Source organism: Flagellimonas crocea, assembly GCF_033441595.1.
In the GTDB taxonomy this organism is placed as follows: domain Bacteria; phylum Bacteroidota; class Bacteroidia; order Flavobacteriales; family Flavobacteriaceae; genus Flagellimonas; species Flagellimonas crocea.
Genome location: NZ_JAUZVX010000002.1, coordinates 199941 through 218327, shown reverse-complemented (window position 1 = coordinate 218327; position 18387 = coordinate 199941). Strand labels below are relative to the sequence as shown.

The window sequence follows — 18387 nt, the reverse complement described above, 5'->3', positions numbered from 1 at the left end:
ATAAAAAGTTGTCAGGTCGAGCGCAGTCGAGACCTCATTTTTAGGACTTGGACTTCAAGAACTTCTCGACTGCGCTCGAAGTGACAGCCAAACACCATTGATTTCAATTAATCCTTGGGTAATTTAATTTCAAAAACATGGCGATAGACCGAACATTTCAATTTGGTGAAGACCATTTAACCGCAAGCATAGCTTTGGGCATGGCCTATGGCACCATCAAAGGTATTCTTACCGATGAATGCCTCAAAAATGTGAATGCCAGTTACCAACGTGTACAGCGTATCGTGGAAAAAGGCGATACGGTTTACGGCATCAATACGGGTTTTGGCCCCTTGTGCAGTACAAGAATATCAAAGGAAGACACCAAAATCCTTCAATCCAATATATTAAAGAGTCATAGTGTGGGTGTGGGAGAACCCATCTCCACGGAATTGGCGAAAATTATGCTCATTCTTAAAATCCACGCCTTGGCAAAAGGGTTTTCGGGCATAGCCGAAACCACCCTGAGACGCATGCTTTGGCATTTGGAGAACAATGCCATTCCCGTGGTTCCCTCCCAAGGTTCGGTTGGTGCATCTGGAGATTTGGCTCCACTGTCCCATCTCTTTTTGCCATTGATTGGCTTGGGCAAAGTGGAATACAAAGGAAAGACCATTCCAACAAAAGAACTTTTCGAACAGAATGGATTGCAACCTTTGGAATTGGGCCCAAAAGAAGGACTCGCTTTGATTAACGGAACCCAATTTATCGCAGCACATGGGGTAATGGTGGTTCACAAACTACAATATTGTTTGCGACATGCCGACATTATCGGAGCTATGATGTTGGAGGGACTTCAAGGCTCTATGAAACCCTTTTTCGAAGAATTACATGAACTGCGTCCCTTCAAAGGCAACCAACATGTGGCGGGCAGGATTCGAACCCTACTCCAAAGTTCTGAGATTTTGGAAGACCATATCGATTGCGAACGGGTGCAAGACCCCTACTCCCTTCGCTGTATGCCACAGGTGCATGGTGCTTCCCGTAATGCTTGGCTTCATTTGAAAGAGCTTTTGGAAATCGAACTCAATTCGGTTACGGATAACCCCGTCATCATAAATGATGAATTGACCATCAGTGGTGGGAATTTCCACGGTCAGCCCTTGGCCATGGCCTTGGATTATGCCGCTTTGGCCGCTTCGGAAATCGGTAATATCTCCGACCGACGCATCTATTTGGCACTCGAGGGCAACAGTCCAGGTGTTCCCAAATTGCTCATGAAGGACACGGGCATCAATTCGGGTTATATGATTTTGCAGTATACCTCAGCCGCTTTGGCCAGCGAGAACAAAAGTTTATGTTTCCCCGCCAGTGCGGACAGCATTCCGACTTCATTGGGACAGGAAGACCATGTTAGTATGGGATCCATCAGTGGTAGAAAAGCGCTCAACATAATTGAAAATGTGGAGAAAATCCTTGCTATTGAATTGTTGACCTCAGCGCAGGCGTTTGAGTACAGAAAACCCTTAAAATCTGGTATTCTGTTGGATGAAATCCATACATTCTTGAGAACCAAGGTCGCCTTTGCCGAGAACGACCGTGTTTTTGCCGATGACATTGAAAAAGGAATTGAAATCATTCAAAACAGGGAAATTATCGATTTGGTCGACCATGTGATGGATGAAAAAAAACTGAAGTGGAACGCCCCACATCTTGATGAATTTGAAATATACTAAAATGAGCAGACCATTATTAATAGGACCTTTTACGCAATTACTACCAATGACAGGACTCCCCTTAAAAGGAGCGCTCAAAGATGAGCAGCTAACCATTATTGAAAATGGGGGCATTTTAGTTTCCGAAGGAAAAATTCTCAAAGTCGGTGTTTTTAATGAATTGAAATCCGATGATGTCGACATTCATCATATCGAAAGAAACCATGTTTGCCTACCTGGCTTTGTGGACTCCCATACCCATATTTGTTTTGGAGGGACCCGTGCCCGCGATTACGCCTACCGAAATGCTGGAAAAACCTATTTGGAGATTGCCAAGGCAGGCGGTGGTATCTGGGACACCGTAACCCAAACACGAAAGGCATCACAAGAAGAATTGGTTAAGGGAATTATTTATAGAAGTAAAAAACATCTCAAAAATGGCGTTACCACCATCGAAGTGAAAAGCGGTTATGGCCTTTCTGTGGATGAAGAACTTAAAATGCTTCGCGCCATCAAAACGGCGAATGAAACTTCAAATGCGACCTTGGTTCCGACCTGTCTGGCAGCCCATATGAAACCCAAAGATTGGAATCAGGACAGAGATTATTTAGATGTTATGGTCAATGAATTGTTCCCTATCATCAAAGCTGAAAATCTGGCCAAGCGCGTGGATGCTTTTGTGGAAGAAAGTGCTTTTTCCACCGAAGAAATCAAACCCTATTTTCAAAAAGCAAAGGAAATGGGTTTCGACATCACCGTACACGCCGACCAATTCACCACGGGCGGCAGTCAAGTAGCGGTGGATTTTGATGCGGTAAGTGCCGACCATTTGGAAGCCAGCACCGAAAAAGAAATTCAATTGCTGGCCAAGAGCAACACCATTGCCACTGCATTGCCTGGGGCGTCCATCGGTTTAGGGTGCGCCTACACCCCTGCCCGTAAAATTTTGGATGCAGGCGGCGCTTTGTCCATTGCCAGCGACCATAATCCAGGGTCCGCTCCCATGGGCGATCTATTGACCCAAGCCAGTATTTTGGGAACTTTTGAGAAACTTTCCAATACCGAAGTTTTGGCGGGTATCACTTCCAGAGCCGCAGCGGCTTTACGTTTGACAGACCGAGGAAAATTGGAAGAAGGAGCGCAAGCAGACTTTTTGGTTTTTCCAACGGATAACTATCAAGAAATCACCTACCATCAAGGACAACTAAAGCCAAGCGAAGTTTGGAAAAAAGGAATTAACGTTTACAAATAACTTTGTCATTCCGCACGGTTGCTGAGCGTAGTCGAAGCGAAATGCGGAATCCACTACCCTATTCTGGATTCCTGCTTTCGCAGGAATGACAAATCATTCTTAATTACTAATGAGAAAAAATCATTTCAAAACACAAATTCTTCAAGGAATCCCAGAGCAACTTCCTCCCAAAAAAGCCTATCCAAAAAATGGAAATCCAGCGCCAAAACGGAAAGATATTCTCTCCAAAGAAGAGAAAAAACTGGCGGTTCAGAATGCGCTACGTTATTTTCCCGAGGCTTGGCACAAAAAGCTTGCAATAGAATTTGCGGAGGAATTAAAAGCCTATGGTCGCATCTATATGCATCGGTTTAAGCCCGATTACGAGATGTATGCACGACCTATTTCGGAGTACCCCGCCAAAACACATCAAGCGGCGGCCATCATGCTCATGATTCAGAATAATTTGGACCCTGCCGTAGCACAACATCCCGAAGAATTGATTACCTACGGAGGCAACGGAGCGGTGTTTCAAAACTGGGCACAGTACCTGCTCACGATGAAATACTTGGCGGAAATGACTGATGAGCAGACCCTCAACATGTATTCAGGCCACCCAATGGGACTGTTTCCATCCTCCAAAGAAGCGCCCAGAGTGGTCGTCACCAACGGCATGATGATTCCCAACTACTCCAAACCCGACGATTGGGAACGTTTCAATGCCCTTGGTGTGACCCAATACGGGCAAATGACAGCAGGTTCCTATATGTACATCGGTCCACAAGGCATTGTGCACGGAACCGCAATTACGGTCATGAATGCATTCCGAAAAGTGTTGGACAAAAATGAGTCCCCCGAAGGCAAGATTTTCTTGACAGCTGGACTCGGCGGCATGAGCGGTGCCCAACCCAAAGCAGGAAACATTGCAGGTGGAATCACCATTTGTGCAGAAGTAAACCCCGAAGCTGCCAAAAAACGCCACGACCAAGGTTGGGTGGATGAACTTTTGGTGGATTTGGACCTACTGGTCGTCCGTACGAAAGAAGCCGTTGAAAACAAGGAAGTGGTTTCCTTGGCGTACATCGGCAATGTGGTGGATGTTTGGGAACGTTTTTACGAAGAGGATATTTTTATCCATTTAGGTTCCGACCAAACCTCGTTACACAATCCTTGGGCGGGCGGCTATTATCCCGTTGGACTTTCTTTTGAAGAATCCAACACCTTAATGGTGGAAAATCCCGATGCATTCAAGGAAAAAGTACGGAAATCATTGCGAAGACAAATCAATGCCATCAACAAGCACACTGCAAAGGGTACCTACTTCTTTGATTATGGCAATGCCTTTTTATTGGAAGTTTCCCGAGCAGGCGGCGATGTGATGGCTGAAAATAATATCGATTTCAAGTATCCGTCCTACGTACAGGATATTTTGGGCCCAATGTGTTTTGATTATGGTTTTGGACCGTTCCGATGGGTATGTACCTCGGGCGACCCAAAAGACCTTCAAAAAACGGATGCCATTGCCCTAGAGGTGATGAAAAAGATAAAATCCGAAGCGCCCGAAGAAATCCAACAGCAAATGCAGGACAACATCAAATGGATCTCGGAAGCGGAACAAAACAGATTGGTGGTAGGTTCCCAAGCCAGAATCCTGTATGCTGATGCCGAGGGACGCAGTAAGATTGCGGATGCCTTCAACACGGCCATTGCCAAGGGGGAAATCAGTGCTCCCGTGGTTTTGGGGCGTGACCATCACGATGTAAGCGGAACCGATTCTCCTTTTCGAGAAACCAGCAATATTTACGATGGCAGTAAGTTCACCGCCGATATGGCCATTCAAAATGTGATTGGCGATAGTTTTAGAGGGGCCACTTGGGTTTCCATCCACAATGGCGGCGGCGTTGGCTGGGGCGAAGTGATCAACGGAGGGTTTGGCATGGTGCTCGACGGTTCCAAAGAAGCATCGATCAGATTAAAGAAAATGTTGTTCTTTGATGTGAACAACGGCATTTCCCGCAGAAGCTGGGCACGGAACAAAGAGGCTCGCTTTGCCATTGAACGAGAAATGGAGCGCTCCCCAAATTTAAAGGTAACTTTGCCGTATCTTGTAGATTCCGATATTTTGGACCATCTTTTTTAATGTGATGAAACACTACGACCCCCCGAAAAAAGACCTTTGGACAGGAAGGATTTCCAACAAATGGCTGTATCTGCACGAAAAAGTGCATTGTACGCCCTTGGACGAACTTCCCGAAGCACAGAAAAAATCCATTGCCCTTTTGGGCTATGCCTGCGACGAAGGCGTACGCCGAAACCAAGGCCGTGTGGGTGCCGTGGAAGGTCCCGATGTCATCAAAAGTAGTTTTGGAAAAATGCCCAACCATTTGGGGAGCAATGTACTGTTCCACGATGTGGGTTCCATTACCTGCACCAATAGCGATATGGAAGCTGCCCAAGAACAACTTGCGGAATCAGTAACGACCCTTTTGGAGAAAAAACAGTTCCCAATTGTTTTGGGTGGCGGACATGATATGGCTTACGGTCACTTCAATGGCATCAAAACATATTTGGATGACAAAAAAGAAGGGCAAACCATCGGCATTATCAATTTTGATGCGCATTTTGATTTGCGGAAAAACACGGAGCAAAGCAATTCGGGCACTCCGTTTTATCAGATAGCCAAAGATTGCGAAAAAAAGGGCATCGATTTTAACTATCTCTGTCTCGGTATCCGAAAAGATGCCAATGATCGAAACCTATTTCAAACCGCAAGGGACCTTGATGTCATCTATGTGATGAATGATACGTTCCAAATTCCTCTACTGGAAGAAATCACTACCTGGATCAATGCCTTTGCCAAAAATGTGGACCACATTTATGTGACCATCGACTTGGATGGGTTCTCTTCGGCCTACGCCCCTGGGGTCAGTGCTGCTTCACCCATGGGTTTTAGCCCATATATGGTTTTGGAATGTTTGAAAACGATTATCGGCTCTGGAAAATTGATCAGTCTGGACATTGCCGAGATGAATCCCAAGTATGATATTGATGGACAGACGGCTAAATTGGCCGCTTCGCTGGTGCACCATGTGGCACATAGTGTTTCTGGAAGTTGATATTACTATTGGCTTGAGATTTCTCACACTTCTCCCGATAGCCATCGGGATTCGGTTCGAAATGACTTTTTCCACAAAAAAATGCAACTGGTCATTTCGAAATGAGGAACGCAGTGACGATTGAGAAATCTAATTGTCATTCTGAGCCTTTGGACTTCGCTCAAGACAGGCTTTGCGAAGAATCTATTATTGCCTATTCCCCATAAATGGCTTGACACACCTGCCTGCGGCAGGCAGGAATTACACGAATGCTCGCTAATATTTTTGAACGGTCATGTCGAGCGCCCGCCTGCTGGACGGGCAGGCAGTCGAGATGCAAGACTTAATTTCTAGTTAGAGATTTCTCACACTTCTCCCATTAGCTATCGGGATTCGGTTCGAAATGACTTTTTCTACAAAAAAATACAACTGGTCATTTCGAAATGAGGAACACCGTGACGATTGAGAAATCTGAATTACATTTCTGAGCCTTTCGACTTCAGTTTATCTTGAGCATAGTCGAAAGACTCGAGATGACATCCACACTTATCTTTTTACTCCCCACCACAAACAAAAAAAGCCTTCCAAAAGGAAAGCCTTTCATTGGCGAGCATCGATTTGATGCTTCAACCTGATTCCAATCATCGCGACTGGAATCCAACACAACGTGACAAAGATAGGATGATTTTTCGGAAAAAATAACAGCACGGGGTGTTGATATTTATTTTATGGATTATTTCCATTTTATAGGAATATTTCCATAATTTAGCTTTCCTTCAACTGAACAATGGAAAAAACGATCTTGCATCTAGACTTGGATACATTTTATGTATCCGTGGAGCGCATCATCAATACAGAGCTTAAAAATAAGCCCTTATTGGTGGGCGGCACCAGTGACCGTGGTGTGGTAGCGGCCTGCAGCTACGAGACCCGTGGATTTGGCGTGCATTCCGGCATGCCCATGAAAATGGCCAAGGAACTCTGTCCAGAAGCCGTAGTCATCCGCGGCAATGCAGGCACGTACAGCAAGTATTCGGATGTGGTCACGGAAATCATCAAAGAGCATGTGCCTGTTTTCGAAAAATCGAGCATTGATGAGTTTTACGCCGATCTATCGGGCATGGACCGCTTTTTTGGTTGCTACAAATACGCCACGGAAATGCGCCAAAAGATTATTCGGGAAACAGGACTGCCCATTTCGTTTGGGTTATCGGTGAACAAAGTGGTTTCCAAAGTGGCGACCAACGAGGCCAAGCCCAACAATCAGCTTAAGATAGATTTTGGTCTGGAAAAGCCTTTTTTGGCCCCGCTTTCCATCAAAAAGATTCCGATGGTGGGCGACAAGACCTATCAAACCCTTAGAAATTTGGGCATACGGCAGGTAAAGACCATTCAGGATATGCCCATGGACATTATGCAACGGGTGCTGGGCGCCAATGGTCAAGTCATTTGGAAAAGGGCCAATGGGATTGACAATACACCCGTAATCCCTTTTCACGATAGAAAATCCATTTCCAATGAACGGACTTTTGACCGTGACACTATCGACGTCATCAAACTAAGAGGGATTTTGATTGCCATGACCGAAAATCTGGCCTACCAACTGCGCAGGGGCGATAAATTAACGGCCTGCATTGCCGTAAAAATTCGGTATTCCGATTTCAACACCTATTCCAAACAGTCACGGATTCCGTACACGAGTGCAGACCACACCCTCATCCCAAAAATATTGGAGCTGTTCGACTCGCTATATAACAAACGGATGTTGGTACGTCTCATCGGGATTCGATTTAGTCATCTGGTCTCGGGCAATTACCAGATTAACCTTTTTGAAGATACCGAGGAGACCCTGAGCCTTTACCAAGCTATGGACCGTGTCCGTAACAGGTTCGGAAGTCGGAGCGTGTTGCGTGCCTCCGCCATGGGCGCAAAGACCATCGGGAGCATGCACAATCCCTTTAATGGGGAGCCGCCTGTGGTTTTAGCTCACAGGAAACAATGAGCAATAAACATATGTCACCTCGAGCGCAGTCGAGAGGTGTTTTTTATAAATCGGTCTCACATCTCGACTCCGCTCGATATGACAGCTCGACCTCATAACTGATCATTGATAATTGTACCTCAACTGCCACACATATTATAGTTTACGGTTCGGGACCTTCTCGGAGGTGGAGTTGTTGCAATTGGCCCAACAAAACCATGTGACCCAATTGGTGCTCACGGACATCAACAACACCTCAGCTGGACTGAACTTTGTTCGAAAGGCGCCCGAATTTGACATCAAACCGATTTTGGGCATCGATTTTAGAAATGGAACCCGACCCTGTTTTATCGGGATTGCCCAAAACAACGAAGGGTATCTGGAACTGAATGATTTTTTGTCCCAACACCTTCATGATGGTTCCGAGATTCCCGACCGTGCCCCTGCTTTTAAGAATGCGTTTGTGGTATACCCTTTTGAACAAGTGCTGCTCAACGAACTGGACCATTTTCAAGACCATGAGTTTGTTGGAATCTCCATCAAAGATCTCCGCAGACTTCCATTTTCCAAATTGACCTCGTTTACCAAAAAGTTAGTGGTACAGCAGCCCGTTACCTTTAGGAACAAACAGGATTTTAATGCCCACCGATTGCTCCGAGCTATCGACAACAATGTACTGCTGAGCAAACTTCCAAAGGAAGAAGAGGCCAGCGAAGAAGAGAAAATGTATCCTATCCAGAATCTGGCCGCGGCATTTTTAGAGTTTCCCTTTATTCTGGAAAACACGGAAAAGTTGCTGCATAAGTGCAGTATCCATTTTGATTTTTCAAAGGACAGAAAACCCCAAAACCTGAAAACTTTTTTGGGCAGCGTGGAAGAGGACGAACAACTTTTGGACCAACTCTGCGCCGAGGGACTCCCCTATCGGTATGAGGAAGTGAGCGATTCCATTAAAAATCGGTTGAACAAGGAACTGGAACTCATCAAAAAAATGGGGTTTGTCTCCTATTTCTTGATCAATTGGGACATTGTTTCCGAAGCAAGGCGAAGGGAGTTCTTTTACGTAGGCCGAGGCAGCGGAGCCAACAGCATTGTGGCTTATCTGCTCCGTATTACCGATGTGGACCCCATGGAGCTCGACCTCTATTTTGAACGATTCATCAACCTGTACCGTGCCAATCCACCCGATTTTGACATTGATTTTTCATGGAAGGATCGTCCTGCCATGACAGAATACATCTTTAAAAGATTTGAACACGTAGCATTGCTCGGCACCTATGTCACTTTTAAGGAACGGGGCGTAATTCGGGAGTTGGGAAAAGTATTCGGACTGCCCCCACAAGACATTGATTTTTTATTGGAGGGAAGGTACTCACTCGACCAATTGGACCATGTATCCAAACTCGTACTGAAATACGGGAGTTTGCTCAAGGGCAAACCCAATTATTTAAGTATTCACGCTGGGGGAATTTTGATCAGCGACAAGCCCTTGCATTGGTTTTCGGCCACTCATTTACCACCAAAAGGGTTCCCTACCACACAGTACGATATGGTCATCGCCGAGGATGTGGGGCTTTACAAGTTTGATATTTTGGGTCAGCGGGGCTTGGGCAAGATCAAGGAAGCCTTGGAAATTGTAGCCTACAATCAACCTGAAAAATATGGTGATATCGACATCCACGACATTAAAGGGTTTAAAAAAGACCCCGTCATCAACAACCTGATCAAAACTGCGCAATGCATGGGCTGTTTTTATGTGGAGTCGCCCGCTATGCGCATGTTGCTCAAAAAACTACAGGTCGACAATTATTTGGGATTGGTCGCCGCCAGTTCCATTATCCGACCAGGGGTGGCCAAAAGTGGCATGATGCGGGAATATATTCTGCGCCATCGCAACAAGGGCAGAACCGAGGAAAAGGCACATCCCGTAATGCTGGAAATTATGCCCGATACTTATGGGGTGATGGTCTATCAAGAAGACGTGATCAAAGTAGCCCACCATTTTGCAGGTTTGGACCTTGGCGAGGCCGATGTGCTCCGCAGGGGCATGAGCGGTAAATTCCGTTCACGCGAAGAGTTTCAAAAAGTGAAAGACAAATTCATCTCGAACTGCAGAAAAAAGGGCTATGCAGAAAATTTGATTTCCGAAATCTGGAACCAAGTGGCCAGTTTTGCGGGCTACGCTTTTGCGAAAGGGCATTCTGCTTCGTATGCCGTGGAGAGCTATCAAAGTTTGTTTTTGAGGGCCTATTTTCCTTTGGAATATATGGTGGCCGTGCTCAATAACGGAGGTGGGTTTTACCGTTCGGAATTCTATGTGCACGATGCCCGCATGCTGGGCGCCACCATCCATCCGCCCTGTGTGAACAAAAGCATGGCGATAAACCGCATTTATGGCACGCATATGTATTTGGGAATGATGTACCTCCGAGATCTGGAGAGCAGGGTCATGGAACGTATCCTAAAAGAGCGCATGCTCCATGGGAGTTTTACTTCTTTGGAAGATTTCTTGGACAGAGTATTTATCCGCATGGAGCAACTTTCCATCCTTATCCGTATCGATGCCTTCCGCTTTACGGGCATCAACAAGCACGAACTGCTCTGGAAAGCCCATTTGATGCTCTCGAAAAACGACCGATTGGAACACCCGAAGCTTTTTCCGCCAAGGCATCAAACATTTCAAATGCCACAGCTCAACACGACAACATTGGAGACCGCTTTTGAGCAATTGGAACTCTTGGGATTCTGTCTTTGCAGTCCTTTTGAACTGTTGGAAGAACCGCCCAAAAACAACAACGGACAAAAAGATTTGGAGCGATACCTCAACAAATACATCGATATTTATGGGTATTTGGTGACGGTAAAAAACACCTCCACGCATCATGGCAAACGCATGCACTTCGCTACCTTGGTGGACCAACATGGGGAAGTCTTCGATACGGTACTCTTCCCGCCCGTAGCGGCCAAATATTACTTTCGGGGAAAAGGCATTTACCGTTTTTATGGCAAAGTGGTCGAAGAATTTGGTTTCTTGAGCATTGAGGTCATCAAAATGAAGAAAGAAAACTACATTCAGGATCCCCGTTATGCCGACATGAGGACAAGCAAAAAGCTATTTGATTCGAAGAAGTGAGCGAAATACAGTAACTTACGAAGAAGAATTGTACCAATACATGAAAATCAGAATCAAAGGGAATTCCATACGATTTCGATTGACCCAAAGCGAAGTAAAACAACTGTACGAAACGGGTTCGATAATGGAAACCACCGAATTTGGGCCTTCCAAATTTCAGTATCAAGCTAAACTGATGCCTTCAATAAAAAATCTTGGGGCATCCTACTCGAACAACATTATCTTGATGATGGTTCCCGAAACTGATGGAAAAAATTGGTTCCACGACAATACCGTAGGCTTTGAACATGAAATGGAGCTTCCCGAAGGGAAAAAACTGCATCTGTTATTGGAAAAAGACTTCACTTGCCTTGAAAACAGAGCCGAAGACCAATCGGACAATTACCCCAATCCAAAATTGCAACACTGACCACGATGGACAACGAATCAAAACGAAACATTTCCCTAACTGGGGACATCAAATTTACTGGCCTTCGCCTAAAGGAACCCATGCAAACCGCAGCAGGTTTTTTAGGTATTAAAGAAGCGCTACGACATAGCTTTAAGGAAATGGGAATCGTAAATTCCATGCGTAGCTTGTTGGAAATGAACCAAGAGGATGGATTTCGTTGTCCAAGTTGCGCTTGGCCCGTACCAGAGCATCCCTCCAAAATTGCAGAGTATTGTGAGAATGGGGCAAAAGCCTTGGCCGATGAAGCCACACGGGAACATATTGGAGCCGACTTTTTTGCGGGACATTCCGTTGAGGAACTCTCCAGGTTAAGTGACTTTGAACTGAACAAATTAGGGCGCGTCGTAGAACCGATGGTCTTAAGGCCCAACAGCCTGCACTACGAACCCATTACTTGGCAAGATGCCTTTGAGCTGATTTCGGACGAATTGCATGAACTAAAAAATCCGAATGAGGCTATTTTTTACACTTCGGGGCGATCGAGCAACGAAGCTGCTTACCTCTACGGCATGTTCGCCCGTGCCTTTGGTACCAACAATATGCCCGACTGTTCCAATATGTGCCATGAATCATCGGGCGTAGCACTTTCAGAGACTTTGGGAATTGGGAAAGGTTCCGTAAAACTGGATGATCTGTACGGTGCGGAAGTCATTTTGGTGGTGGGGCAAAACCCAGGCACCAATCATCCGAGGATGTTGTCGGCACTGGAAAAATGTAAACAAAATGGCGGTAAAATCATCAGTATAAATCCCCTTGCCGAGACGGGAATGGTCAACTTTAAAAATCCCCAAAGCGTTTCGGACATGTTGGGGAACGGACAGGCCATGGCCGATGTTCATCTGCCTGTAAAAATCAACGAAGATGTAGCCTTGGCCAAATTGATCTTGAAAAAATTAGTGGCACTGGATGCCCAAAATTCCAATGTGCTCGACCATGAGTTTATTGTGGAATACGTGGACGGTTATGATGATTTGTTGAAGGATTTGGAGCGCTACGATACGGAAAGCCTTCAAAAAAGATGCGGGGTGTACATGCGAAAAATTGATCAGGTTGTACAGTTGTTGGCCGAAAATTCAAAAATCGTGATTTGCTGGGCCATGGGCATTACCCAACATAAAAATGCGGTGGACTGTATTAAGGAATACGTAAATATTTTGCTGCTGAAGGGAGCCGTTGGAAAACCGTTTGCTGGGACTTGTCCCGTGCGGGGCCACAGCAATGTGCAGGGAGATCGCTCGGTGGGCATTATGCACTATGTGAACAAAACCTTGAACGAGAATATACAGAAGCACCTCAATTTTGATCCACCTACGGAAAAAGGATACGATACCGTAGAGGCCATCGAAGCCATGCACGAAGGAAAGGCCAAAGTGTTTGTTTGTTTGGGCGGTAATTTTCTGATGGCTGCTTCGGACACCCAATACACCGCTGAAGCCATTCAAAATTGTGATTTGACGGTACAAATCAGTACCAAACTGAACCGAAGTCATTTAGTGACAGGCAAAACTGCGTTGTTATTGCCCACTTTTGGGCGTTCTGAAAAAGATGAAAAGAATGGGGAGCTTCAATTTTTGACCATGGAAAGCAGTACTGGAAAGGTAAGGCAGAGCAAGGGTCTGTTGAAGCCTGCTTCGGAACACATTAAAAGTGAGCCAGAGATCATTGCACTCTTGGCGCATACCTATTTTAGGGGCAATCACTCCATGAACTGGTATGAGTTGGGTCAGGATTACAACCTTATCCGAAAATTGATAGACAAAACCGTGAAGGGGTTCGAGAATACCAGTGAGGCGTCCAAAGGATTCGGCTATTATCTGCCCAACAATGTCCGTACGCGTGATTTTAGGATGCTACCTAATGGAATGGCACAATTGTCCATTACCCCATTGCCCGACCATCAATTGCAAGCTGATGAGTTATTGCTGATGACTATTCGCTCGCATGACCAGTTCAATACCACCATTTATGGATTGAACGATCGGTACCGTGGTATTCACAACGAGCGACGTGTTGTTTTTATGAATGCAGAGGATATGGCTGAAAAGGGACTAACCCAACTGGATGTGGTCCATTTGCATAGCAATTATGATAATATCCGAAGAACGGCAGAAAAGTTTATCGTGGTTCCCTATGAAATTCCGAAGGGGAATATGGCCGCTTATTTTCCTGAGACAAACATGTTGGTGCCCCACAATCATTTTGCGGACAAGAGCCAAACGCCCATTAGCAAATCCATTAAGGTAACGGTGGAAAAAATTCCCGCCTCTTGATTATTTGAACGCTGGGATTCCCGTAATATCAGCTCCAGTGATCAATAGGTGAATATCGTGCGTGCCCTCGTAGGTAATCACACTTTCAAGGTTCATCATATGGCGCATAATGCTGTACTCTCCTGTGATGCCCATTCCGCCCAAAACTTGTCTTGCTTCGCGAGCGATTTTTATCGCCATCTCTACATTGTTCCGTTTGGCCATGGAAATCTGGGCCGTAGTTGCCTTACCTTCGTTCTTTAACTGCCCCAGACGAAAAGCCAACAACTGGGCCTTGGTGATTTCTGTAATCATTTCGGCCAATTTCTTTTGCTGAAGTTGGTATGCGGCAATAGGTTTTCCAAACTGTTCGCGCTCCTTGGCATAACGGAGTGCGGTATCGTAGCAATCCATTGCAGCTCCAATAGCTCCCCAGGCAATACCGTAACGAGCCGAGTCCAAACAACCCAATGGTGCTCCAAGTCCACTTTTACCAGGTAAAAGATTTTCTTTTGGCACTTTCACATTATCAAAAATAAGCTCACCCGTAGCTGATGCCCTTAACGACCATTTGTTGTGGGTCTCTGGTGTGGAAAAGCCTTCCATGCCACGCTCCACGATAAGCCCATGGATTCGGCCCTCTTCATTTTTGGCCCAAACAACGGCAATATCGGCAAATGGTGAGTTGGAAATCCACAGTTTGGCACCATTCAGCAGGTAGTGATCACCTGCATCCTTGAATTTGGTTTCCATGCCGCCAGGGTTAGATCCGTGGTTGGGCTCGGTAAGTCCAAAACAGCCCATCCACTCCCCTGTTGCCAATTTGGGCAGGTACTTTTTGCGCTGCTCTTCGTTGCCATAAGTGAATATGGGATACATGACCAATGACGACTGCACGGAAGCTGTGGAGCGGACTCCACTATCACCGCGCTCAATTTCTTGCATGATCAGTCCATAACTGATTTGGTCCAACCCTGCGCCACCGTATTCTTCAGGAATGTAGGGACCAAAAGCACCAATTTCGGCCAACCCTCCAATAATCTGTTCAGGGAACTCCGCTTTTTGGGCATATTCTTCAATAATCGGGGATATATCGCGCTTTACCCATTGTCGGGCTGCATCACGAACCAGTTTATGTTCTTCGGAAAGAAGATCATCAAGATTATAATAATCTGGGGCTTCAAATAAATCGGGCTTCATTCAGAATAAATTTTAAGTAAATATAACATTTCATTCGTGCATTGTTACATTTTCAAATAAAATGCTTGGGTCAATTTGATGTATTCTTTGGTGTATTGGTGCCTGCTTTCTTCAATTATTAATGTATCGATATGAGGTTTGTTCGCATCAAAACTAAACTCCATCAAACTCCTTTTAAAATCCGCATCGGGATTTCCCTTGACCCTGGTAATCCGGTTCGGGAACAATCCAACACTTTTGGCCAATTCCACAAAACCTTGTTCTTCTTTATAAGGAATGATTACTGCAAAAAGTCCCTTTTCCGTCAAAAGTTCTGATGCACCTTGAACCAACTCATCAAAGGGCAGCGAACTGCTTTGTCTTGCCTTGTCCCTAGATTCATCTCGAGTGGCCACGTCTTCAGTATAAAACGGAGGATTGGAGACAATCAAATCATATTTATCCTCTATTTCATCCACAAATTCATCAAACCCCGCGTGATAACAGAACAGTCTGTCTCCCCATGAGGATGCTTCAAAATTGGAAACACATTGTTCGTAAGCATCGTCATCGAGCTCAATGGCATCTATAGTTTCGGCCAATGAGCGTTGTGCGAGTTGCAAAGCAATGAGCCCCGTCCCTGCACCAATATCCAAAATGGATTCGGGTTGGTTGTCCAACGAAGCCCAAGCACCCAATAAAACGCCATCGGTTCCCACTTTCATGGCACATTGGTCTTGATGAATAGTAAATTCTTTGAATTTGAACGGTTTCATCTTATCAAATATAAGACAATGATCTGTACAAGATTTACAACCATCAATTCAAATGGCCCATCCGTTGATTGAAATCGACCATCCATCAATCCCGAAGGCAATGCTATATCGAAAAACAGTTAATTCGCCATCAACTTTTGGGGAAAGACCCCAAAACAATCATTTCCAAATTATCTAAACATTTATGATTATGAAAAAAACTTTTTTTGCATTCGCATTGATGCTAACCGTGTTTCAAGTATCCCATGCACAAGAGGAAGGTAAATTCCGTGTTGGTCTCGAGGCAGGCTACACTATGCCCAGTGGAGGCGGTGGGGTATTGCTTGCTATTGAACCAAAGTACAATATTGCCGACAACATGAACATTGGTATTCGGTTTGAGTCTGCTGCTATGGCGAAAAATGTTACCGTTGGCCCAACTTCCGCGGAGGCAAGCTTGACTGCAAGCATGTCGTACTCCGGTACTTTTGACTACTATTTCAACTCAGGAACTTCTTCATTTGCTCCATTTTTTGGTGCCGGTGCAGGCTATAGCTCTTTGGGGAGCATTGGTTTTGATATAACTGATACTGAAGAAATTGAAGGTGATGCAGACCTTGAGGTCGATGGTAAATTTGGCGGTCTTTTACGAGCTGGATTTGAAGCTGGCAAGTTTAGATTGGCGGCAACATACAACCTGATAGGCAAAACCGAATTGGCTGAGGGATTAGAAGTAAAAAACTCCTACTTGGGCATATCACTAGGATTCTACCTAGGTGGTGGCAAGTGGAAAAAATAAAATTTCGTCGAGTTTTGTTAAGTGAAGAGGGGGCATTGGTTTGCCTCCTTTTTATTTGTCCTAACTTAAATATAGGTCTACCAATCCCTCCGGGGTTTTAACAAAGATGGTCTTGTTTTCCCTATCCACTTTTTTGATAATGTCGTCGCTTACGGGTATCAACAATTCCTTGTCGCCCTTTTTGATTTCGAACAAATCTTGTGAAGCACTATTATTTATTGATTCTGTAACACCATCTCTATGGCCCTTATACAAAACGGTAAATCCGATCACTTCGTGAAAATAGAACTTATTGTCTTTTAGCGGCGGTAAAATAGTAAGGGGCAAATAAAGTTCAGAACCTATCAATAAAAAAATGGAACCAGGTTGATTTGCCAATAACACCCAAGTGCCCAATAAAACACCATCGGTGCCCACCTTCATGGCACATTGGTCTTGATGAATGGTAAATTCTTTGAATTTGAACGGTTTCATTGATTCAAAGATACGGTAATCCGAGTGCCTGATTTACAAATATCAATTGAAAAAGGGCATCCGTTGGTTCGAATGTGGTATTCGTTAATTCCTTTATTACGAATCAAACTAATATGTTTAATTCGCCTTCGAATTCTGGGGATAGTCCCCAAAAAATCATTACCAAATCACTTAATTTTTTTTATGAAAAAAATCGCTTTTGCATTCCTACTTATGTTGGCCATGGTACAAGTTTCACAGGCACAAGAAGAAGGTAAATTCCGTGTTGGCCTAGAGGCAGGTTATACGATGCCAGATGGTGGAGGTGGTGTACTATTAGCTATTGAACCAAAGTATAACATCGCGGCCAACATGAACGTTGGTATTCGGTTTGAATCCGCATCCATGGCTAAAAATTTCGGCTCTTTTGAAACTTCCCTTTCATCAAGTGTATCATACTCAGGTACATTTGATTATTACTTTACTTCAGCCAGTTCTTCTTTTGCACCGTTTATAGGTGCTGGTGCCGGATACCATCTACCAGGAACTATTGGTTTTGATAACGATTCGTATGATGAAGAATTACTAGAGGCCGACATTCTAGTAGATGAAAAATTTGGCGGTCTTATTAGAGCAGGTTTTGAAGCTGGCAAGTTTAGGTTGGCTGCTACTTACAACCTTGTTGGCAAGTCCGAATTGCTAGAGGCAGTAGAAGTCAAAAACTCCTACTTGGGCATATCAGTAGGTTTCTATCTTGGTGGTGGCAAGTGGAAAAAATAAATTTCGGTGAGTTTTGTTAAGTGAAGAGGGGGCAATTTTGCCTCCTTTTTATTTTATCCAAGATATAAATCCACTAATCCTTCGGGAGTCTTAACATGGATGGTTTTGTTTTCCCTGTCTACTTTGGCAATGATATCATCACTAACAGGAATCAACAGTTCCTTATCCCCTTTCTTAATTTCAAACAAATCCTGTGATGCACTATCGTTCACGGATTCTATGATACCAATATCCCCATGAACCTCGTCCATCACGGTAAAACCGATGATTTCGTGATAATAAAATTGGTTTCCTTTGAGCGGGGGCAACATGGTCAGGGGAAGATAAAGCTCTGAACCTATGATGTTATCCGCGCTGGCTTCATCCTTTACCTCTTCAAAATCGATGCGAAGTAAATTGGATTTGTGCAATCGGCACCTATCAATAAAAAATGGAACCAGATTGTTTCCCAAAGAAACAAGTACTGATTCCATATTTTCGTAGATATCGGGTTCATCGGTGTCCAGTTTGACCAACACCTCGCCCTTAAAACTATATTTTGAAACGACTTTGCCCAAATAGAAGCAGTCTTCCTTGCGCATCGTCCT

Annotated in this window: 14 protein-coding genes; 10 read left to right on the top strand and 4 right to left on the bottom strand. The window is 44.7% G+C overall.

Annotated features, from left to right (window positions below; all coding sequences use genetic code 11):
• The first annotated feature begins 137 nt into the window (after window positions 1–137).
• The 8 genes from hutH (at window position 138) to SD449_RS06165 (ending at window position 13855) form a co-directional block, all read left to right on the top strand.
• Entirely contained in the window at window positions 138–1715 is a 1578-nt protein-coding gene (gene hutH / locus SD449_RS06200) for a histidine ammonia-lyase (protein WP_318309346.1), read from the top strand.
• Window position 1716: 1 nt separating this feature from the next.
• A complete protein-coding gene (gene hutI / locus SD449_RS06195) occupies window positions 1717–2946 on the top strand; it encodes an imidazolonepropionase (protein ID WP_318309343.1) in 1230 nt (409 codons plus the stop codon).
• 109 nt (window positions 2947–3055) lie between these two features.
• Entirely contained in the window at window positions 3056–5065 is a 2010-nt protein-coding gene (locus SD449_RS06190; protein ID WP_318309341.1) for a urocanate hydratase, read from the top strand.
• Between the two features lie 4 nt (window positions 5066–5069).
• A complete protein-coding gene (gene hutG, locus SD449_RS06185) occupies window positions 5070–6041 on the top strand; it encodes a formimidoylglutamase (protein ID WP_318309340.1) in 972 nt (323 codons plus the stop codon).
• Window positions 6042–6807: 766 nt separating this feature from the next.
• The gene (dinB, locus tag SD449_RS06180) at window positions 6808–8022 is read left to right on the top strand and encodes a DNA polymerase IV (protein ID WP_318309339.1); all 1215 of its coding nucleotides are present in this window, start codon (window positions 6808–6810) and stop codon (window positions 8020–8022) included.
• A 112-nt stretch (window positions 8023–8134) separates the two neighbouring features.
• Entirely contained in the window at window positions 8135–11134 is a 3000-nt protein-coding gene (locus SD449_RS06175) for a DNA polymerase III subunit alpha (RefSeq protein WP_318309338.1), read from the top strand.
• 40 nt (window positions 11135–11174) lie between these two features.
• Window positions 11175–11543: a DUF7009 family protein gene (locus tag SD449_RS06170; RefSeq protein ID WP_318309337.1), complete on the top strand. Its 369-nt coding sequence runs from the start codon at window positions 11175–11177 to the stop codon at window positions 11541–11543.
• A gap of 5 nt (window positions 11544–11548) precedes the next feature.
• Complete coding sequence (locus SD449_RS06165) at window positions 11549–13855, top strand: FdhF/YdeP family oxidoreductase (RefSeq protein WP_318309335.1); 2307 nt, start codon at window positions 11549–11551, stop codon at window positions 13853–13855.
• Here SD449_RS06165 and SD449_RS06160 read toward each other — a convergent pair whose 3' ends face one another.
• Window positions 13856–15034 carry an acyl-CoA dehydrogenase family protein gene (locus tag SD449_RS06160; protein WP_318309334.1) on the bottom strand — a complete coding sequence of 393 codons (1179 nt, stop codon included), beginning with the start codon at window positions 15032–15034 and terminating at the stop codon, window positions 13856–13858. It lies immediately after the preceding gene.
• A 44-nt stretch (window positions 15035–15078) separates the two neighbouring features.
• A complete protein-coding gene (locus SD449_RS06155; protein ID WP_318309332.1) occupies window positions 15079–15789 on the bottom strand; it encodes a tRNA1(Val) (adenine(37)-N6)-methyltransferase in 711 nt (236 codons plus the stop codon).
• A gap of 190 nt (window positions 15790–15979) precedes the next feature.
• Between SD449_RS06155 and SD449_RS06150 the strand changes: the two genes are divergently transcribed.
• Window positions 15980–16567 (top strand): hypothetical protein, encoded by a 588-nt coding sequence (locus tag SD449_RS06150; protein ID WP_318309330.1) that lies wholly within the window; start codon window positions 15980–15982, stop codon window positions 16565–16567.
• Between the two features lie 60 nt (window positions 16568–16627).
• On the opposite strand, the gene rimM (SD449_RS06145) is transcribed toward SD449_RS06150, so the two are convergent.
• Window positions 16628–17041, bottom strand: a complete 414-nt coding sequence (rimM, locus tag SD449_RS06145) for a ribosome maturation factor RimM (protein WP_318309328.1) — start codon at window positions 17039–17041, stop codon at window positions 16628–16630.
• A gap of 183 nt (window positions 17042–17224) precedes the next feature.
• On the opposite strand from rimM (SD449_RS06145), the gene SD449_RS06140 reads away from it, so the two are divergent.
• Window positions 17225–17800: a hypothetical protein gene (locus SD449_RS06140; protein ID WP_318309326.1), complete on the top strand. Its 576-nt coding sequence runs from the start codon at window positions 17225–17227 to the stop codon at window positions 17798–17800.
• A 53-nt stretch (window positions 17801–17853) separates the two neighbouring features.
• Here SD449_RS06140 and rimM (SD449_RS06135) read toward each other — a convergent pair whose 3' ends face one another.
• Window positions 17854–18381, bottom strand: coding sequence for a ribosome maturation factor RimM (gene rimM, locus SD449_RS06135; RefSeq protein WP_318309324.1), 528 nt, complete (start codon window positions 18379–18381; stop codon window positions 17854–17856).
• Window positions 18382–18387 lie beyond the last annotated feature (6 nt).